General features: G+C 32.7%; 22 protein-coding genes. 21 read left to right on the forward strand and 1 reads right to left on the reverse strand.

The window, feature by feature from the left end:
• The 12 genes from infA to ctlX all read left to right on the forward strand — a co-directional run bounded on the left by infA (position 1) and on the right by ctlX (position 9553).
• Entirely contained in the window at positions 1-216 is a 216-nt protein-coding gene (gene infA / locus CLU83_RS20620; protein WP_007136545.1) for a translation initiation factor IF-1, read from the forward strand.
• 12 nt (positions 217-228) lie between these two features.
• Positions 229-345 (forward strand): type B 50S ribosomal protein L36, encoded by a 117-nt coding sequence (gene ykgO / locus CLU83_RS20625; protein WP_008992256.1) that lies wholly within the window; start codon positions 229-231, stop codon positions 343-345.
• Positions 346-347: 2 nt separating this feature from the next.
• Positions 348-722, forward strand: coding sequence for a 30S ribosomal protein S13 (rpsM, locus tag CLU83_RS20630; protein ID WP_100433334.1), 375 nt, complete (start codon positions 348-350; stop codon positions 720-722).
• A gap of 8 nt (positions 723-730) precedes the next feature.
• A complete protein-coding gene (gene rpsK, locus CLU83_RS20635; RefSeq protein WP_024981527.1) occupies positions 731-1114 on the forward strand; it encodes a 30S ribosomal protein S11 in 384 nt (127 codons plus the stop codon).
• Positions 1115-1206: 92 nt separating this feature from the next.
• On the forward strand, positions 1207-1812 hold the full coding sequence (gene rpsD / locus CLU83_RS20640; protein ID WP_100433335.1) for a 30S ribosomal protein S4: 606 nt from the start codon (positions 1207-1209) through the stop codon (positions 1810-1812).
• A 21-nt stretch (positions 1813-1833) separates the two neighbouring features.
• A complete protein-coding gene (locus CLU83_RS20645; RefSeq protein ID WP_035637337.1) occupies positions 1834-2826 on the forward strand; it encodes a DNA-directed RNA polymerase subunit alpha in 993 nt (330 codons plus the stop codon).
• 38 nt (positions 2827-2864) lie between these two features.
• Complete coding sequence (rplQ, locus tag CLU83_RS20650) at positions 2865-3353, forward strand: 50S ribosomal protein L17 (RefSeq protein WP_100433336.1); 489 nt, start codon at positions 2865-2867, stop codon at positions 3351-3353.
• 267 nt (positions 3354-3620) lie between these two features.
• On the forward strand, positions 3621-4724 hold the full coding sequence (carA, locus tag CLU83_RS20655) for a glutamine-hydrolyzing carbamoyl-phosphate synthase small subunit (protein ID WP_100433337.1): 1104 nt from the start codon (positions 3621-3623) through the stop codon (positions 4722-4724).
• Between the two features lie 118 nt (positions 4725-4842).
• On the forward strand, positions 4843-6135 hold the full coding sequence (eno, locus tag CLU83_RS20660; protein WP_100433338.1) for a phosphopyruvate hydratase: 1293 nt from the start codon (positions 4843-4845) through the stop codon (positions 6133-6135).
• Positions 6136-6289: 154 nt separating this feature from the next.
• Positions 6290-7561, forward strand: a complete 1272-nt coding sequence (locus CLU83_RS20665) for a citrate synthase (RefSeq protein WP_100433339.1) — start codon at positions 6290-6292, stop codon at positions 7559-7561.
• A 74-nt stretch (positions 7562-7635) separates the two neighbouring features.
• Positions 7636-8550 (forward strand): dimethylarginine dimethylaminohydrolase family protein, encoded by a 915-nt coding sequence (locus CLU83_RS20670; protein WP_100433340.1) that lies wholly within the window; start codon positions 7636-7638, stop codon positions 8548-8550.
• A gap of 67 nt (positions 8551-8617) precedes the next feature.
• Positions 8618-9553: a citrulline utilization hydrolase CtlX gene (ctlX, locus tag CLU83_RS20675; protein WP_100433341.1), complete on the forward strand. Its 936-nt coding sequence runs from the start codon at positions 8618-8620 to the stop codon at positions 9551-9553.
• A 71-nt stretch (positions 9554-9624) separates the two neighbouring features.
• Here ctlX and CLU83_RS20680 read toward each other — a convergent pair whose 3' ends face one another.
• Positions 9625-10254 (reverse strand): MarC family NAAT transporter, encoded by a 630-nt coding sequence (locus CLU83_RS20680; RefSeq protein ID WP_100433342.1) that lies wholly within the window; start codon positions 10252-10254, stop codon positions 9625-9627.
• A 240-nt stretch (positions 10255-10494) separates the two neighbouring features.
• Here CLU83_RS20680 and CLU83_RS20685 point away from each other — a divergent pair, with 240 nt between their 5' ends.
• From CLU83_RS20685 to CLU83_RS20725, 9 genes are all read left to right on the forward strand, one after another.
• Entirely contained in the window at positions 10495-10863 is a 369-nt protein-coding gene (locus CLU83_RS20685; RefSeq protein WP_100433343.1) for a CoA-binding protein, read from the forward strand.
• A gap of 235 nt (positions 10864-11098) precedes the next feature.
• Positions 11099-11719, forward strand: coding sequence for a recombination mediator RecR (gene recR / locus CLU83_RS20690; RefSeq protein WP_100433344.1), 621 nt, complete (start codon positions 11099-11101; stop codon positions 11717-11719).
• A 70-nt stretch (positions 11720-11789) separates the two neighbouring features.
• Positions 11790-12581, forward strand: coding sequence for a polysaccharide biosynthesis/export family protein (locus CLU83_RS20695; RefSeq protein ID WP_100433345.1), 792 nt, complete (start codon positions 11790-11792; stop codon positions 12579-12581).
• 17 nt (positions 12582-12598) lie between these two features.
• Positions 12599-15052 carry a polysaccharide biosynthesis tyrosine autokinase gene (locus CLU83_RS20700; protein WP_100433346.1) on the forward strand — a complete coding sequence of 818 codons (2454 nt, stop codon included), beginning with the start codon at positions 12599-12601 and terminating at the stop codon, positions 15050-15052.
• 24 nt (positions 15053-15076) lie between these two features.
• Positions 15077-16072 carry an SDR family oxidoreductase gene (locus CLU83_RS20705; protein ID WP_100433347.1) on the forward strand — a complete coding sequence of 332 codons (996 nt, stop codon included), beginning with the start codon at positions 15077-15079 and terminating at the stop codon, positions 16070-16072.
• A 17-nt stretch (positions 16073-16089) separates the two neighbouring features.
• Complete coding sequence (locus CLU83_RS20710) at positions 16090-17481, forward strand: UDP-glucose 6-dehydrogenase (RefSeq protein ID WP_100433348.1); 1392 nt, start codon at positions 16090-16092, stop codon at positions 17479-17481.
• Positions 17482-17797: 316 nt separating this feature from the next.
• Positions 17798-19081, forward strand: a complete 1284-nt coding sequence (locus tag CLU83_RS20715) for a nucleotide sugar dehydrogenase (RefSeq protein WP_198512320.1) — start codon at positions 17798-17800, stop codon at positions 19079-19081.
• Between the two features lie 76 nt (positions 19082-19157).
• The gene (gene rfbB, locus CLU83_RS20720) at positions 19158-20204 is read left to right on the forward strand and encodes a dTDP-glucose 4,6-dehydratase (protein ID WP_100433349.1); all 1047 of its coding nucleotides are present in this window, start codon (positions 19158-19160) and stop codon (positions 20202-20204) included.
• A 44-nt stretch (positions 20205-20248) separates the two neighbouring features.
• Entirely contained in the window at positions 20249-20713 is a 465-nt protein-coding gene (locus CLU83_RS20725; RefSeq protein ID WP_100433350.1) for a UpxY family transcription antiterminator, read from the forward strand.
• Positions 20714-20891: the final 178 nt, after the last annotated feature.

Below are 20891 nucleotides of genomic sequence, written 5' to 3' on the forward strand. Positions count from 1 at the left end.
ATGGCAAAACAATCAGCAATAGAACAAGACGGATCGATCATTGAAGCATTATCAAATGCGATGTTCCGTGTAGAGTTAGAAAATGGACATATTGTAATTGCTCATATTTCTGGAAAAATGCGAATGCATTACATCAAATTATTACCTGGTGATAAAGTGAAACTAGAAATGAGTCCTTATGATTTGTCAAAAGCAAGAATTACTTATAGATATTAAAGGATATTCACTATGAAAGTTAGAGCATCAGTAAAAAAGAGAAGTCCCGAGTGCAAAATTGTGCGTAGAAAAGGGAGATTGTACGTAATAAACAAAAAGAATCCTAGATTTAAACAAAGACAAGGATAATTATGGCAAGAATAGCAGGGGTAGATATCCCAAAAAATAAGAGAGGTGTTATAGCACTTACCTATATCTTCGGATTAGGAAGAAGTAGAGCAATTGAGATTTTAGAAAAAGCTCAAGTTAGCCAAGATAAAAAAGTTCAAGATTGGAATGATGACGAAATCGGAGCAATTCGTGAAGCTGTTGGAACATTCAAAATTGAAGGAGAATTACGTTCTGAAGTTTCTTTGAACATCAAACGTTTAATGGATATTGGATGTTATAGAGGAATTCGTCATAGATCTGGTCTTCCATTAAGAGGACAAAGAACTAAAAACAACTCTAGAACAAGAAAAGGTAAAAGAAAAACTGTTGCGAACAAGAAAAAAGCAACTAAATAATAAGTAATATGGCTAAAGCAACTGCAAAAAAACGTAAAGTTATCGTTGAATCAACGGGAGAGGCTCATATTTCTGCTACCTTCAATAACATCATCATTTCTTTGACTAACAAAAAAGGTGAAGTTATTTCTTGGTCTTCAGCTGGTAAAATGGGTTTTAGAGGTTCTAAAAAGAATACTCCATACGCGGCTCAAATGGCAGCAGAAGATTGTAGTAAAGTAGCTCTTGAAGCTGGACTTAAAAAAGTTAAAGTTTATGTAAAAGGACCAGGAAACGGACGTGAGTCTGCAATTCGTTCTTTGCATAATGGTGGAATTGAAGTTACAGAAATTATTGATGTTACTCCAATGCCTCATAACGGATGTCGTCCTCCAAAAAGACGTAGAGTATAATACTCAAACAAATTATAGTATAATAAAGGTAGAATAACGATTATCGAAGGATATGACCTGAATTCATAATCTCTACCTTAAATTTTTTTAAAATGGCAAGATATACTGGTCCAAGTACAAGAATCGCACGTAAATTCGGCGAAGCAATTTTCGGAGATGATAAAGCTTTCGAAAAAAGAAATTACCCTCCTGGACAACACGGGATGGCAAAAAAAAGAGGAAAAAAATCTGAGTATGCTGTCCAGTTAATGGAAAAGCAAAAAGCTAAATATTCTTATGGAATTTTAGAAAAACAATTCAGAAATTTATTCGAAAAAGCATCAGCTACTAAAGGTGTTACTGGTGAAGTTTTATTACAATTATGTGAAGCTAGATTAGATAACGTAGTTTTCAGAATGGGTATTGCTCCTTCTAGAAGAGGTGCTCGTCAAATCGTTTCTCACAGACACGTTACTGTAAACGGTGAAGTGGTTAATATTCCTTCTTACCACCTTAAGCCTGGTGATAAAGTTGCTGTTCGTGAAAAATCTAAATCATTAGAGGCTATCGAACGTTCTTTATCAAATTCAAGTCATGTTTATGAATGGATTACTTGGAATCAAGATCTTAAAGAAGGAACTTTTGTTTCTGTACCTGCAAGACTTCAAATTCCAGAAAACATTAAAGAACAATTAATCGTAGAGTTGTACAACAAATAATAATTGACTTAGTCGAAATTTATGGCAATATTTAATTTTCAGAAGCCCGATAAAGTTATCATGATCGATTCAACCGATTTTGAAGGTAAATTTGAATTTAGACCTTTAGAACCTGGATATGGATTGACTGTTGGTAATGCACTTAGAAGAGTTTTGCTTTCAGCATTAGAAGGTTATGCAATTACATCTGTTCGCATTGAAGGTGTAGATCATGAGTTTTCTACTATTTCAGGAGTTGTTGAAGACGTTACCGAAATTATCCTTAATCTTAAACAAGTACGTTTCAAACGTCAAATCGAAGATATCGATAATGAATCAGTTACTATATCAGTTTCTGGTAAAGATCAATTAACAGCTGGTGATTTTCAAAAATTTATTTCAGGTTTCCAAGTTTTGAATCCAGAGCTTGTTATCTGTAATTTAGATAGTAAAATTAAATTGAATTTTGATTTAACTATTGAAAAGGGCAGAGGATATGTTCCTGCTGAAGAGAACAAAAAACAGAATGCTGCAATAGGAACTATATTTACTGACTCAATTTTTACTCCGGTAAAAAATGTTAAGTATGCAATCGAAAATTTCCGTGTAGAGCAAAAAACAGATTATGAAAAATTGGTTTTTGAAATAAAAACTGATGGTTCAATCAATCCTAAAGATGCTCTTACTGAAGCTGCAAAAGTTTTAATTCACCATTTCATGTTGTTTTCTGATGAAAGAATTACACTTGAGGCTGACGAAATTGCACAAACAGAATCGTATGATGAAGAATCATTACACATGAGACAATTGCTCAAAACTAAGCTTGTTGATATGGATCTTTCTGTTAGAGCATTAAATTGTTTGAAAGCGGCTGAAGTTGATACACTTGGTGATTTAGTATCGTTCAATAAAAATGACCTAATGAAATTCCGTAATTTTGGAAAAAAATCTTTAACTGAGCTAGATGAACTAGTTGCGATTAAAAATTTAACTTTCGGAATGGATTTGGCAAAATACAAACTAGATAAAGAATAATCTAATCCCGATTAATCGGGGTTAAATTTCATAAAGCAATGAGACACGGAAAAAAATTCAATCACTTAAGCAGACAGACTGCACATAGAAGTTCTATGTTGGCTAATATGGCTTGTTCTCTTATTGAGCACAAACGTATTAACACTACTGTTGCTAAAGCTAAAGCGCTTAAACAATTTGTTGAGCCGCTTATAACAAAATCAAAATCTGATACTACTCATAATCGTCGTATCGTTTTTGCTTACTTACGTAGTAAATATGCAGTAACTGACTTGTTCAGAGATGTTGCAGCTAAAGTAGGTGACCGTCCAGGTGGATACACTCGTATCATTAAAGTTGGAAATCGTTTAGGAGATAATGCTGATATGGCAATGATCGAATTAGTTGATTTCAATGAACTTTACAACGGAGGTAAAAAAGAAGTTAAAAAAGCAAAAAGCCGTCGTGGTGGAAAAGCTAAAAAAGCAGATGAAGCTACTGAGGCTCCAGCTGCTGAAGCAGAACCTACAACTGACGCTGCTGAATAATTATGAAAATAATCATTCGATAATAATCAAGGATAAACTATTTATAGTTTATCCTTTTTTTTTGTAAAATAAATAAATATTTTTTGTCAAAGCTAAAGAAAAATGACAATGGGAATTGCACGTTGTTTTTTAGAATATACTTTTTTAAAACATTTTAATGTCTTTTTGTTACTCTGGTATTTACAGTTTTAAATAGATATAATTATTCTTGAAAAACATTGCGTCCACTGTTTTAAAAATTTAAATTTGCACAATATTAAATTACATATGAAATATACAACACGAAAAAGCGCTATTCTTTTGTTAAGTGACGGAACCATATTCCACGGTAAATCAATTGGAATCACTGGAAAAACATTTGGTGAAGTTTGTTTTAATACAGGTATGACTGGGTATCAAGAGATTTTTACAGATCCTTCTTATTTTGGTCAATTAATGGTTGCTACAAATGCTCATATTGGAAATTATGGGGTGAACGATAAAGAAGTTGAATCCAATAGTATAAAAATTGCTGGATTGGTTTGTAAAAATTTTAGTTTTAATTACTCTAGAGTTGATTCATCAGGTAGTTTAGAAGATTATTTTGCTAAACAAAATTTGATTTGCATTTCGGATGTTGATACACGTGCTTTGGTGAGTTACATACGTGAAAATGGAGCCATGAATGCAGTTATTTGTACTGATGATACTTCTGTTGAAGAATTAAAAGCTATGCTGGCTGAAGTTCCAGATATGAAAGGTTTAGAGCTGGCATCTAAAGTGTCTACGATTGAGCCTTATTTTTATGGTGATGAAAATGCTACTTATAAAATTTCAGCTTTAGATTTAGGTATAAAAGAAAATATACTGCGCAATTTAGCCAAAAGAGATTGTTACATCAAGGTTTTTCCATATAATGCGTCCTATTCCGATTTAGCTTCGTTTAATCCAGACGGCTTTTTCTTATCTAACGGTCCTGGTGATCCAGATCCTTTGGATGGTGCGATACAAGTGGCTAAAGAGATACTTCAAAATAATAAACCTTTGTTTGGTATTTGCTTAGGTCATCAAGTTATTGCTTTGGCAAATGGCGTTTCAACTTACAAAATGTTCAATGGTCATAGAGGTATTAATCATCCGGTAAAAAATATAATTACTGGTCGTGGTGAGATTACTTCCCAAAATCATGGTTTTGCTGTGAATAAAGAAGAATTAGATCAACACCCGGATTTAGAGATTACTCATTTGCATTTGAATGACGGAACAGTAGCGGGTATGCGAATGAAAAATAAGAATTGTTTTTCTGTGCAATATCACCCAGAAGCTAGTCCTGGACCGCACGATTCTTCTTATCTTTTTGATCAGTTTATAGAAAATATCAAATCAGTATAAGACTAAAACGTTATCGTTAATAAATAAAATTATATTAGCGCTTTAACAATGAAGACTAATGAATTTTTTTACTTAATTTTGAGTAAAATACAAATTAATAACATAAAAAATAAGAATAATGAGTATTATTGTTAAAATTCACGCAAGACAAATTTTCGATTCAAGAGGAAATCCTACAGTAGAAGTAGATGTAGTAACAGAAAACGGAGTTTTAGGAAGAGCTGCTGTTCCGTCTGGAGCATCAACTGGTAAATTTGAAGCTGTTGAGTTACGTGATGGAGGAAAATCTTTCTTAGGAAGAGGTGTTTTAAAAGCAGTTGAAAATGTAAATACTAAAATTGCTGAAGAATTAATTGGTTTTTCAGTTTTTGAACAAAACTTGATTGATCAAGCGATGATTGATTTGGATGGTACGCCAAACAAAGCGAATTTGGGAGCAAATGCTATTCTTGGAGTTTCTCTTGCTGTTGCAAAAGCTGCAGCTAATGAATTAGGATTGCCTTTATATAGATATGTAGGAGGTGTTTCTGCAAATACATTGCCAGTTCCTATGATGAATATCATCAATGGAGGTTCACATTCTGATGCGCCTATCGCATTTCAAGAATTTATGATTTTCCCAGTAAAAGCAACTTCTTTTACACATGCTATGCAAATGGGAACTGAGATTTTTCACAATCTTAAAAAAGTATTACACGATAGAGGTTTGAGTACTGCTGTTGGTGATGAAGGAGGATTTGCTCCAAACTTAGCTGGCGGAACAGAAGATGCTTTAGATACTATTAAATTAGCAGTTGAAAAAGCGGGTTATTCTTTTGGAGATGAGATCATGGTAGCTTTAGATTGTGCATCATCAGAATTTTATGTTGATGGAAAATACGATTATTCTAAATTTGAAGGATCAACTGGAAAAATTAGAACTTCAGCGGAGCAGGTTGATTATTTAGCTGAATTAGTTGCTAAATATCCAATTATCTCTATCGAGGACGGTATGGACGAAAATGACTGGGATGGATGGAAGTTGTTAACAGAGAAAATAGGTTCTAAAACACAATTAGTTGGGGATGATTTATTTGTAACCAATGTAGAGCGTTTGTCTACTGGAATTGAAAAAGGAATTGCAAATTCTATTTTGATTAAAGTAAACCAAATTGGAACTTTAACAGAGACTATTGCAGCTGTAAATATGGCTAAAAATGCTGGATATACTTCAGTTATGTCTCACCGTTCAGGAGAAACTGAAGATAATACAATTGCTGATTTAGCTGTTGCATTAAACTGCGGTCAAATTAAAACAGGTTCTGCTTCACGTTCTGACCGTATGGCAAAATACAATCAGTTATTAAGAATTGAAGAGGAATTAGGGAATTCTGCATATTTCCCTGGTCTAAACGCCTTTAAAATAAAGTAATTGTAATGAATTTATAAAATTTGAGCCATTCGTCTATGATGAATGGCTTTTTTATTGAATATTTAACAAATTCAATGTTTAATTAGTTTTTAAATTAATGTGGAATTCCTTAGATTTGGTAAATTATAAATTAAAATTTATTTCATAAAAAAGTATGTCAAAAATAGCAATATTAGAAATAGACGGTGAAAGATTTGAACTTCCGGTTATTATTGGAAGTGAAAATGAAGCTGCCGTAGATATTAGTAAATTACGTGATATCTCTGGAGTAATCACTCTTGATCCAGGTTATAAAAATTCAGGTTCTTGTAAAAGTGAGATTACTTTTTTGGATGGCGAACTTGGGATTTTGAGATATAGAGGGTATTCGATTGAGGAATTGGCTGAAAAATCTCATTTTTTGGAAGTTTCGTATTTAATTATTTTTGGAGATTTACCTTCTGCAGAAAGATTAGAACAATTTGAAAACGATATCAGAAAGTTCACTTTAGTTAGTGAAGAAATGAAAATAATATTGGACGGTTTTCCAAGAACAGCCCATCCAATGGGAGTATTGTCTGCTTTGACTAGTGCTTTAACAGCATTTAATCCTAAGTCTGTAGATGCTGATAATGCAAAAGATATGTATGATGCTGTTTGTAAAACTATTGCTAAATTTTTAGTTATTGCTACTTGGACTTACAGAAAAAGTATGGGATATCCTTTGAATTATTATGATAATACAATAGGATATGTTGAGAATTTTATGAATTTGATGTTTAAGCTGCCTAACGGACCTTATACGGCAAATCCTATTGTTATAGATGCATTAGATAAATTATTTATTCTGCATGCAGATCATGAGCAAAATTGTTCCACATCTACAGTTAGAATGGTAGGCTCTTCACACGCTGGTCTTTTTGCTTCAATTTCTGCAGGAGTTTCTGCTCTATGGGGACCTTTACACGGAGGTGCAAACCAAGCGGTTCTTGAAATGTTGGAAGAGATTCATGCAAATGGAGGAGATGCGGATAAATATTTAGCGAAGGCAAAAGATAAAAATGACCCTTTCAGATTGATGGGCTTTGGTCATAGAGTTTATAAAAATTTTGATCCTAGAGCAAAAATTATTAAGAAAGCCGCGGACGAAGTACTTTCTACTTTAGGGGTTAATGATCCTATTCTTGAAATTGCCAAAAAGCTAGAAGTAGCAGCATTGCAGGATGAATATTTTAAATCAAGAAATTTATATCCAAATGTTGATTTTTATTCAGGGATTATTTACAGAGCTTTAGGAATTCCAACGGATATGTTTACAGTATTGTTTGCAATTGGAAGATTGCCAGGCTGGATCGCTCAATGGAAGGAAATGAGAGAAAATAAAGAACCTATTGGCAGACCAAGACAAGTTTATACGGGCTATCCTTTAAGAGAATATAAGAAATAATAATTCTTAACAGATTATCAAAGCTTCACTTTACTAGTGGAGCTTTTTTTTTATCTTTGGCAAAATTTATAACAATGCTTAAATTAAATGTTAAGAATGAAACTTCAAGATTAAGGGCGGTAGTATTAGGTTCGGCAGTGAATAATGGACCAACTCCAAAAATTGATGAAGCTTATGATCCTAAATCGTTAGAACATATTTTAGCCAATACTTATCCAATTGAAGCTGATATGGTTGTTGAAATGGAAGCTTTTAATTCTGTTTTTAAAAAATATGGAGTAACTGTTTTACGCCCGGAAATGATTGAAAATTACAATCAGATATTTGCAAGGGATATTGGTTTTGTGATTGATGATTTATTTATTAAATCAAATATTTTGCCAGACCGAGAAAGAGAACTCGATGCTATTCAATATGTGATAGATCAAATAAATCCTGCAAATGTAATTCGACCACCAGAAGAAGTTCATATAGAGGGAGGAGATGTAATGCTTTGGAACGATTATATTTTTGTTGGAACTTATAAAGGAAGTGATTATGCAAGTTATATTACTGCAAGAACTAATATGCAGGGTGTTAATTTTTTAAAAGAATTATTTCCAAATAAAAGCGTAAAAGAATTTGATTTAGTAAAATCCAGAATTGAAGCACGTGATAATGCATTGCACTTGGACTGCTGTTTTCAGCCAGTTGGGAAAGATAAAGGAATTATTTATAAAAGAGGATTTAGAGAAGAAGCAGATTATATGTTTTTAGTTGATCTTTTCGGTAAAGAGAATTTGTTTCATATTACAAGAGAAGAGATGTATAATATGAATTCTAATGTGTTTTCAATAGACACTAATGTGATTGTTTCTGAGAAAAATTTCACAAGATTAAATAATTGGCTACGTGCCAATGGGTTCATAGTAGAAGAAATTCCGTATGCCGAAATTGCTAAGCAAGAAGGATTATTAAGATGTTCTACTCTGCCATTAATAAGAGATTAATAGTGTGTTTTGAGCTTATATTGTTTAACTTTAAACAATACTTTTGAAACAATAAAACAATAAGAATATGACACAAACAACAAACTCCATTTTGATGATTCGGCCAGTTGCTTTCCGTATGAATGAGCAAACGGCAGTGAATAATTATTATCAAAAAGTTTTAGATGGTCTTTTGCCGGCTACAGTAAATGCAAAAGCACAACAGGAATTTGATGTTTTTGTTGAAAAACTTCGTGCGGTTGGGGTAGATGTAATAGTAGTGGATGATTTAGAAAATGCAGACACTCCAGACAGTATTTTTCCAAATAATTGGATTTCTTTTCATGAGAATGGGGATGTAGCACTTTATCCGATGTTTGCAGAGAACCGTCGCTTAGAACGCCGTGAGGATATTTTGGATATTTTGGAAGAAAAAGGATTTGTAATCAATAATATTATGGATTATACATCTGCAGAAGAAGATGGCTTTTTCTTAGAGGGAACAGGAAGCTTATTATTGGATAGAGAAAATGGCAAAGCTTATTGTGCTCTTTCTCCAAGAGCGGATGAAGAATTATTTATTGAATTTTGTGAAGATTTTGAATTTACGCCTGTAATCTTTGAAGCTTTTCAGACGGTTAATAAAGAGCGTAAATTAATTTATCATACCAATGTCATGATGTGTCTTGGAGATACATTTGCTGTTATTTGTGCAGATTCTATTGATGATAAAAAAGAGCGAAAAATGGTTCTTGATAGCATTAAGGGAGACGAAAAAGAAATTATTTTGATTACTGAAGAACAAGTGAATAATTTTGCTGGTAATATGCTCGAAGTAAAAGGTGCGGACGACAGAAGGTATTTGGTAATGAGTGCTTCGGCACATCAAAGTCTGACCAAAAAACAAATTGCACAATTAGAAGAGCATGTAACAATTTTGAGTTCAAATTTGGATACAATTGAAGCCTGCGGTGGAGGAAGTGCCCGTTGTATGATGGCAGAGATCTTTTTGCCAAGAGAGTAAAGATATAGTCCAAAAATCAAAATCCCAAATTCTAATGTTATTGGAATTTGGGATTTTTTATTGTATATTTATTACATCAAATTGCTTTTAATAATATTGATTAGTGCGCTAACAATATATTGAATGCCAATTGCGACAACTATAAATCCTACAATTCTTGATATCGCAACAATACCTGATGCTCCTAGAATTTGAGCTAAATAATGAGCACTTCTCAAAATAATAAAAATTGCAACAGCGATTGCCAATATAGCCAGACTGGCAATTATAAGTTCGTTAGCAGCATGATGTTCCTGATAAAAAGCAATTAATAGAGAAATAGAACCTGGTCCAGCCAGCATGGGAATCGCCAAGGGGGTTAAAGCAATATCATTTCGTTTTTGAGCATCGGTTTCTATCTTTTTATTGATACCTCGCTTTTTATTGAATTTACCCGAAAGTAAAGAAAATCCCGAGCTTACAATAATTAGACCTCCCGCAATTCTTAGGGAATCAATACTAATCCCAAAAAAGCTTAAAACATATTTTCCTATAAAAAATGAGATTATAAGGATCAGAAACACATTTATAGAAGTCCATAATGAAATTCTTGAACATTCTTGTTTGGAATCACCTTGTGTCAGACCTACAAAGATCGGAACGGTTCCAATAGGATTTAATACAGAAAATAAAGCAACAAATAAGTAAATAAATAAATCCATCCAGTCTTGATTTTTTGATTGTAAAATTACGATTTTCCCTATAACTAAGTTTAAAATAGCGTTAGATTATTGTTTGCTTCAATAAAGGGTAATGAAAATTGAAAAAAACTGTAAAAACGAAGGTGTTTTGATCGCAATCAATAGTACATCAAATTTCTAACGCAGAATGCGGGTTTAAAACAACTATTTAGTTAGCACTTACTGGTTTTTGATTACTTTTGCACTTCATAAAGATTTACAATGACAAAAAATAAAAAAACATTAATTATTGGTGCTACTACAAAGCCAGAAAAGGCAGCTTTTAAAGCAATTGAAATGCTTGTAGCCAAAGGGCATTCAGTTCTTGCATTAGGACAAAATACAGGAGAGGTTGGGGGTATAAAAATAAATACAAAAGCAATTCCAGTCAAAAATATCGATACCATTTCGTTATATATAAACCCTGCGCGTCAAAGAGATTATTATAATTATATCGTAGAAGTCAAACCCAAACGTGTTTTATTTAATCCAGGCACTGAGAACCCAGAGTTTTATCAGTTGTTAGAATTAAACAATATAAAGTTTGAAGCAGCCTGTACATTAGTTTTATTGACATTAAATAAATATTAATTGGTTCTGTTTACTTCGTCAGTTCGTTTTATTCGTGTTCAGTTGTTCGATATATCTGCGCAAAAAGATGTGGAATACAGCTTTCATCTGTGATAGCGCATAACAATCAATAGTTTTAAATTGAAATAATTTGCTTTTTTATTAAAATTGAATTTGTTTATTTAAATAGACATTGTCATCAAAATAGGTTTGATTTTCTAAATGACAGTTTGTCAAATTGCTTACTTTTGTACCCATGGAATTTTCTTCAAAATTAATAGAAAAAGCAGTTAATGAAATGTCTCAATTGCCAGGAATTGGTAAGAGAACCGCTTTACGGCTGGTTTTGCATATTTTAAAACAGCCCAAAGAACAAGCCGCTTTTTTGGCACAAGCATTGGTTACAATGCGGGAAGAAATTAAGTATTGCAAAAGCTGTCATAATATATCGGATAGAGAAGTTTGTGAAATTTGTAGTAATCCAAGCCGTAATCATCAGATTATATGTGTTGTTGAGGATATTCGGGATGTAATGGCTATCGAAAACACAGGGCAGTTTAGAGGGATTTACCATGTCTTGGGAGGGAAAATTTCACCAATTGACGGAGTAGGTCCAAGTCAGCTTACTATTACTACATTGGTAGAAAAAGCCAAGTTGGGACAAATCACAGAGATTATTTTTGCGTTAAGCTCTACTATGGAAGGAGATACAACGAATTTTTACATCTATAAGCAAATCGCTGATTTACCTATAGTAGTTTCAACAATTGCAAGAGGTATTGCTGTTGGGGATGAATTAGAGTACGCTGATGAAGTTACTCTAGGCAGAAGTATCTTGCAAAGAGTTCCTTTTGAGAAATCATTAAAAATCAATTAAACTGTTTATTAAGTATTATGTCTTTTTAAATAGTAATCTAAAAACTATATTTGTTATTAAATAAACACGAATGAACAAGCACTTAGTCTATCTTTTTTTATTTATCAGTGTATTATTTACATCCTGTATACCAGTAAAAGATTTGGTTTACCTTCAGAAAAAGGACAATTCTTCAAATGAAAATGCAATTACAATGGTTGAGTCTAAACCATATCGTCTGCAAACGCATGATGTATTGAGTATTACTATTAAAGCTTCAGATCCAAAACTAGTAACTATTTTCAACCCAACTGCCAGTGGTTCTCCATCAAGCCAATCAGAATCAGGACTGTATTTTGACGGCTTTACAGTAGATGATCATGGGAATATTCGAATTCCTGTTTTGGGAGAGATGAACGTGATGGGGTTTACTTTGGAAGAAGTTCGTATCAGTATTGAAAAACAATTGTTAGCTGAATATTTTAAAGATGATGCCAGTATTTTTGTAGTGGTAAAATTAGCAGGTTTTCGTTATACAATAAATGGAGAGGTGGGTAGTACAGGAACAAAAACACTTTTTCAGGAAAAAGTAAATATAATGGAGGCCGTTGCTAATGCTGGAGATATAAGTATTACAGGGGATAGAAAATCAGTAACTATTATTAGGCAAACTCCCAATGGTACCGAAATGAAAGACCTCGATTTGACCAATATCAATGTCATGAATTCACCCTATTATTTTTTACAGCCAAATGACTATATTTATGTAAAACCACTCAAGCAAAAAACATGGGGTACAGGCAGTACGGGAATTCAATCTTTGACAACGATTATTACACTATTATCTTTAGTTTCTACCACTTATTTATTGCTTAAAAAATAAAAATCAATCCCCAAAATATGTTAGATATTAAAGATTTTGCAGTTTTTGAAAATGTTCCAAGTTTTGATTTTAAGGGATTTTTACTTAAAATATTAAGCTATTGGAAATGGTTTTTAATATCTGTATTTTTTGCCTTAATGGTAGCTTATCAGGTTAATATACGCAAAGAAAAAATTTACAGTATTGAAACTTTAATTTCGGCCAAAGAAGAAACCAATCCTCTTTTTACCTCAAGCACTAATCTGGTTTTTAATTGGGGTGGTGCTTCAGATCAGATCCAGACTATTTTAACAACATTACAATCTCGTTCTCATAATGAGTTAGTTGTTGATAAACTGCAATTTTATATTGATTATCTGGTTCAGGGTAAGTATAATCTTATTGATGCTTACGGTGCAGTTCCATTTCATGTTGATATTGATAAAATGCAAGGGCAATTAGCAGGAACTCTAATCGGAATAAAATTTGTAAGTGAAAATGAATATCAAATAAAAATACTTTTCGAAGGATCTTCAGTTTCTGTAATTCATTATTCAGATAATAGTTATGCCAATACTTCTGTTGTTGAAGGAGAGTTTATTAAAAAGTACAAAGTTGGAGAACAAGTGTCCTTGCCTTTTTTGAATTGGAAACTGCAAATAAATGACAACCCAGGGCTTTATAAAGGGAATGAATACTTTGTTCGATTTAATGACTTCAATGGAACTGTTTCGGCTTATAGAAATCTGAATGTTAGAGCTGATGATAAAGGGAGTTCGATAATCACTTTGGGAATGCAAGGCACGAATAAAGCCAGGATGGTTGAGTATCTTAATTCTACGGTGAAGATGCTGATGAAAAGGCAATTAGATAATAAAAATCTGTTTGCAACTAATACTATTAATTTCATTGACAGTACGCTTGTTGCAATGGAATCTCAATTAAAAAAAACGGGAGATGAGCTAAAGTCTTTTAGAAAAGGTAAAAATATTTTTGAAGTTGAAGGAAATGGAGGAGCTAAGTTTTCGGATAAAATTCTTGATTTCGATGTAGAGAAGGATGCAGTAAACAGAAAAATAACTTATTATAATTCTTTAAAAACGTATTTAAAAAATAGTGTGGATTATTCAAAACTTCCGGCTCCCTCGGTTGCAGGAATTGAAGATCCAAATATTGTTGTCAATGTATCTAAGCTAATAGCACTTTCTACTCAAAGATCGGAAATGGCTTATGCAGTAAAAAGTGAAAAAATATTTCGGGATTTTGACAATCAAATGGAAGCCGTTAAGAATGTTTTATTAGAAAACATTAATACTGCTAAGGCATCTTTGCAATATGATTTAGCAATAGTTGAAAGTAAAATTAATCAGACAGAAAGTAAAATCAAGAACCTTCCGGATGATCAGCAAGAGTTAATTAAGATTAAAAGGAAATACGATTTGAATGATAATATCTATAGTACTTTTTTGCAAAAAAGAAGTGAAGCAGATATTGTAAAAGCGGCCAATCTATCCGATATTCATTTTATTGATCCTGCAAAAGATGTTGGCGGCGGACTTATAGGCCCTAAAACAGGAGTGAATTACATCTTGGCATTATTTCTTGGATTACTGTTGCCGTTGCTGGTAATTACAATTCTTTTTTTTGTAAATAATACTATTTACAATCCTGAGGATGTCAGCAAATTGACATCTATTCCTTTAATTGGTATTGTTGGGGTTGATCCGGATAAAAACAATCTAGCTGTTTTTGATAAACCAAAATCACCATTATCTGAATCCTTTAGAGCGATTCGGTCATCTCTTCAGTTTTTATACAAAAAGAATAATGTTGAAGGAGCCAAAACTCTCATGATAACATCATCAATTAGTGGCGAAGGGAAGACTTTTTGTTCTATAAATATAGCAACTGTATTTGCCTTAAGCGAAAAAAAGACTGTAATTGTTGGGATGGATTTGAGAAAGCCGAAACTATTTGATGAATTTAATTTGGATAATTCTGTGGGAGTTGTCAATTATTTGATTAAAGATAAAAGTTTGAGTGAAATTGTATATCAGACTTCAATTCCATTTCTAGATGTGATATTGTCTGGGCCAGTACCTCCTAATCCGTCTGAGTTAATTTTGAATGATGGGATGAAAGAATTGATGGATGAGCTTAAAAGCAAGTATGATTATATTATTCTTGATACACCTCCAATTGGTTTAGTAGCCGATTCACTTGAACTGACACAATATTGTGATGTTACTTTATATATTGTAAGGCAAAATTTTACAAAAAAAGAGATGATAACTTTGTTGAATAATAGGATTAGCCGAGGCGAACTTCATAATACAAGTATCATTTTGAATGGATTCGAAAATAAAGCTAAGTATGGAGGAGGCTATGGTTATGGCTATGGCTACGGTAATAGTAATTATTCAAATGGTTATCATGAAGTTGAAAAGAAAAAAAGTTTAATAGAGAAAATTGGGATTAAGAAAAAGAAATAGCTTACAATTAAAAATAATAATGTAATGACTGAAAATAATAGAAATACAATTCTAATTACTGGAGGGGCAGGATTTATTGGGTCTAATTTATGCGAGTATTTTTTATCCAAAAATTACAATGTAGTTTGTCTAGATAATTTTGCAACTGGTCATCGATATAATTTGGAAGATTTTCTTAATAATGATAATTTCTATTTGATTGAAGGCGATATACGGAATTTAGAAACCTGCCATCAAGCCGTACAAGGGGTTGATTATGTTTTGCATCAGGCAGCATTAGGCTCGGTTCCAAGATCAATAAATGATCCGATAACGACAAATGACGTTAATGTTTCTGGTTTTTTGAATATGTTAGTAGCCGCAAGAGATGCTAATGTTAAACGATTTGTTTACGCAGCAAGTTCTTCAACGTATGGAGATTCTTTGGGTTTGCCAAAAGTCGAAGAAGTTATAGGAAAACCGCTTTCTCCTTATGCTATTACAAAATATGTAAACGAGCTGTATGCTGAAATTTTCAGCAGAACTTATGGGTTGGAAACTATTGGTTTGCGTTATTTTAATGTTTTCGGGAGGAAACAAGATCCTAATGGGGCTTATGCGGCAGTAATTCCAAAGTTTGTAATGCAATTAATGCAGCATGAAAGTCCAAAAATAAATGGTGATGGGAATTATTCACGGGATTTTACGTATATCGATAATGTGATTCAAATGAATGAGTTGGCAATGACAACAGAAAATCCAGAAGCAATAAATACAGTTTATAATACAGCTTATGGAGATCGCAATACATTGAATGATTTGGTCGGTTACTTGAAAACATTTTTAACCGAATATGATTCTGAGATTGCAAAAATAAAAATTGAATATGGCTCTAATAGAGCTGGAGATATTCCTCATTCATTAGCCAGTATCGATAAAGCCAAATCAATTTTAGGATACAATCCTAAATTTTCCTTGCAAGAAGGTTTGAAGGAAGCCGTGAATTGGTATTGGGAGAATCTTAGCAGAAATAAAGGATAGAAGATAAAGATGATAATATGAAAATTACAAAAATTTGCTGTATTGGGGCTGGATATGTTGGTGGTCCGACTATGGCTGTTATTGCGCAAAAATGCCCTCACATTCAAGTAACAGTTGTAGATTTGAATTCAGATAGAATTGCTGCATGGAATGATGAAAATACGGACAATATTCCAATTTATGAGCCTGGTTTGGATGCTATTGTTGCTGAAGCCAGAGGAAGAAATTTGTTTTTTTCAACGGAAGTTGACAAGGCAATAAATGAAGCTCAAATCATTTTTATATCTGTGAATACGCCTACTAAAACGTATGGTAAAGGAAAAGGAATGGCGGCTGATTTGAAATATATTGAATTGTGTGCAAGGCAAATTGCAAAAGTAGCTAAAGACAATAAGATTGTTGTTGAAAAATCAACTTTGCCCGTTCGCACTGCTGAAGCTATTAAGAGTATTCTCGATACAACAGGAAATGGAGTTCAGTTTCAAATACTTTCAAATCCTGAGTTTTTAGCAGAGGGAACTGCTGTTGAGGATTTGTTGAATCCAGACAGAATATTAATTGGAGGGGATACTTCAGCTGAAGGAGAAGAAGCAATTCGATCTTTGGTTGATGTGTATTCTAATTGGGTTAGTCCAGAGAAAATATTGACGACAAATGTCTGGTCATCAGAGCTGTCAAAATTAACCGCAAATGCTTTTTTGGCACAAAGAATATCGTCTATCAATGCGATGTCGGAGTTATGTGAAAAAACGGGTGCCGATGTTAATGAAGTAGCTAGAGCAATTGGAATGGACAGCAGAATCGGGTCAAAATTTCTTAAAGCTTCGGTAGGATTTGGCGGTTCTTGTTTTCAGAAAGATATTTTGAATTTGGTTTATATTGCAAAATCATACGGATTAAATGAAGTGGCCGATTATTGGGAACAGGTAATCATTATAAATGACCATCAAAAGCGTCGTTTTTCAAATAATATTGTGCAAACACTTTATAACACAGTTGCAGATAAAAGAATTACTTTTTTGGGTTGGGCATTTAAGAAAGACACCAATGATACTAGGGAATCTGCAGCGATATATGTAGCTGATGATTTGATTAATGAGCAAGCAAAAATTGTGGTTTATGATCCTAAGGTTCCGAGAAAGAAAATATTAGCGGATTTAAATTATTTAGGAACTAGAAGTTCGGAAGAAAATAGTAATAGCATTATTACTTTTGATGATCCATATCGGTCTTGTAAAGATGCTCATGCCATTGCAGTACTCACAGAGTGGGATGAATTTATAGGCTACGATTGGCAAAAAATATATGACAGTATGCAAAAGCCTGCTTTTGTTTTTGATGGTAGAAATATATTAGATAAAGGGGCATTAGAAAAAATTGGTTTTATATATCAGGCTATAGGCTCATAACTTTATTGTTTTTGGTAAAAAGAGGCTTTAAATAATATTTTTCTTACCCTAAGGCTATTCACTAAAACTAGTTATTTTTTACTTTTATTAATGATTTTAAAAAAAAAGATTTTTACTGACTATTAGGTTCTTAAGCTTTTAGTAAGTAAAAATCTTTTTTTTTGGCTTTAATGGTGTTTTTTTTGGCAAAATTGGTTGCTTATTTTTAGTATCTTTGTCTCCTCTATTTAGAGGAAAATAGTATTTTAATTGTTAAAATGTTATTCTTTTAATCTATTTTATAATTGGAATTTAAAAGCCAACAATATACAAGAAGTTGAATAAAGACATAAAAATTGCAGTAATAGGTTTGGGTTATGTTGGTTTGCCTTTAGCTAGATTGTTTGCTACCCAATTTCCAGTTGTAGGTTTTGATATTAATCTGTCAAGAGTTAAAGCATTGCAATCGGGAATAGATAGTACTCTAGAGGTTGATAGTGAAACTTTGCAAAGCGTATTAGTTCAAAATGGAAGTCATAAAATCGGACTATTTTGTTCTTCAGAAGTAAAAGATATTGCAGACTGTAATTATTTTATTGTTACAGTTCCAACACCTGTTGATAAAAATAATCGGCCTGATTTGACTCCTTTATACAAGTCTAGTGAAACAGTTGGTTCTGTTTTAAAAAAAGGAGATATTGTTATTTATGAGTCTACAGTTTATCCGGGAGTTACAGAAGAGGAATGTGTACCAGTCTTAGAAAAAGTTTCGGGATTACAATTTAATGTAGATTTTTTTGCAGGATATTCTCCTGAACGGATTAATCCAGGGGATAAAGAGCATACCGTTGATAAAATATTAAAAATTACTTCAGGTTCTACACCAGAAATTGGGCAAAAAGTAGACAATTTGTATCAATCCGTAATTATTGCCGGAACGCATCTTGCTCCTTCGATAAAAGTAGCAGAAGCGGCTAAGGTAATCGAGAATTCACAGCGGGATATTAATATCGCTTTTGTCAATGAATTAGCAAAAATTTTCAACCTTTTGGATATCGACACAACAGCTGTACTTAAAGCAGCGGGTACCAAATGGAATTTTTTACCTTTTAAGCCTGGTTTAGTAGGCGGGCATTGCATAGGGGTAGATCCATACTATTTAGCACAAAAAGCCCAAGAAAAAGGGTATCATCCTGAAATTATATTAGCAGGTCGCCGTTTAAATGACAGTATGGGCGAATATGTTGCTTCTCAGGTAGTGAAGCTTATGATTAAAAGTGGGATTTCGATCAATGGTGCTAGTTTATTGATGTTAGGCATTACCTTTAAAGAAAATTGTCCAGATGTTCGTAATACTAAAATTGTGGATGTAATAAAAGCATTGGAAGATTATGGAATTCAGATTACTATTTTTGATCCATGGGCTAATCCAGCTGAAGTGAATCATGAATATGGGCTAAAAACCATAAATGAAAAGCCTGATGCGGTTTTTGATGCTGTAGTTTTGGGTGTTGCCCATGAAGAGTTTTTAAATTTAAACATCAATTTACTAAGAAAAGAGAATAGTGTGCTTTATGATGTTAAGGGGATTCTGGTTGATAAGGTAGATGGTAGATTGTGATAGATTAGATTTATAAAACTAAATAGAAGAAGCTTTAAATACAAAGTTTAAGTTAAAATTTAAAAAGCATTAAATTATGAAAAAAATACTTATTACAGGAGGAGCTGGTTTTATTGGTTCACATGTTGTAAGACGATTTGTGAATAATTATCCAAATTACCAAATTTTTAATTTGGATGCTTTGACCTATGCTGGAAATTTAGAAAACATCAAGGATATAGAAAACGAACCTAATTATACTTTCGTAAAAGGAGATATTACCGATGAAAATTTTATTGATAATTTGTTTCAAGAACAATTGTTTGATGGAGTGATTCATTTGGCTGCTGAGTCTCATGTTGACCGTTCTATTGAAGATCCTTTGGCTTTTGTGAGAACCAATGTGATTGGTACTATGAATTTGTTAAATGCTGCCAAAAAAATATGGTTAGGAAATTTTGATGGAAAACGTTTTTACCATGTAAGTACCGATGAAGTTTATGGTTCACTTGGAGCTGAAGGTTTGTTTACAGAAACTACTCCATACGATCCTAATTCACCTTATTCGGCGTCCAAAGCAAGTTCAGATCATTTTGTTCGTGCCTACGGTGAAACCTATGGCTTGCCTTACGTAATTACAAATTGTTCTAATAATTATGGTCCTTTCCATTTTCCGGAAAAATTGATTCCACTGTTTATTAATAATATTATCAATAACAAGCCATTACCCGTTTATGGAGATGGGAATTATACAAGAGATTGGCTGTTTGTAAAAGATCATGCTGTTGCCATCGACTTAGTATTCCACGATGGGAAAAATCATGAAACCTACAATATTGGTGGTTTTAACGAATGGAAGAATATTGATTTAGTTAAGGTTTTATGTGAAATCATGGATCAAAAATTAGGAAGAGTAAATGGAGAGTCTGCTCAATTAATTACGTATGTGAAAGACAGGCCAGGACATGATTTACGTTATGCTATCGATGCTTCAAAAATAAACACTCAGTTAGGATGGAAGCCGTCTGTAACGTTTGAACAAGGTTTAGAACATACTATTGATTGGTATTTGGATAATCAAGACTGGCTGAATAATGTAACTTCTGGAGCTTATGCTTCCTATTATGAAAAACAATATTCTTAGTAAAATTTAGATTTTAGATTTACTTGTATTAAAATTAAAAAAGAATGAACTGGTACGTAGTTTATACCAAGCCCAAATGGGAAAAGAAAGTTGCGGAACGGTTGAATGAAATAGGTATTATTGCCTATTGTCCATTGATGACTAAATTGAGTCAATGGTCAGACCGTAAAAAAAAGATACAAGTACCAATGTTTAATTCCTATATTTTTGTACAAATTGAAGAGAAACAGCGCAATGTTATTTTTGAAGTGCCTGGCGCTATCCGATATTTGTTTTGGTTGGGAAAACCTGCTATTGTAAAAGAAAAAGAAATTAAAATTATTCAAGATTGGCTGAATGAACCAAATGTCTTTGAGGTAGTGGTTGATAAATGGCAGCAAGGTGATAAGATTATATTAGAGTCGGGTCCGTTTTTGGCACAATCGGCAATTGTAAAAGAGATAAAACAGAATCATTATATACTTATTTTAGAATCTTTGGGATGTATTCTTAAAGTTAAAAAAAAATAGTTTAATCTTTTTGTTGACTTAAGTTATTTATTTAAAAGGGATTGTAAAATAATAATGATTAATTTATTATTAATAAGATTTGAGCCTCAAAAGAACAATCTAAAAGAGCGTATAAATCTTTTTTTTAATATAAATTTGCGAATTCTTAGAAAAATATAAATGTGAGTGAAAAATGGGA

Source organism: Flavobacterium sp. 1 (assembly GCF_002797935.1).
GTDB lineage: Bacteria > Bacteroidota > Bacteroidia > Flavobacteriales > Flavobacteriaceae > Flavobacterium.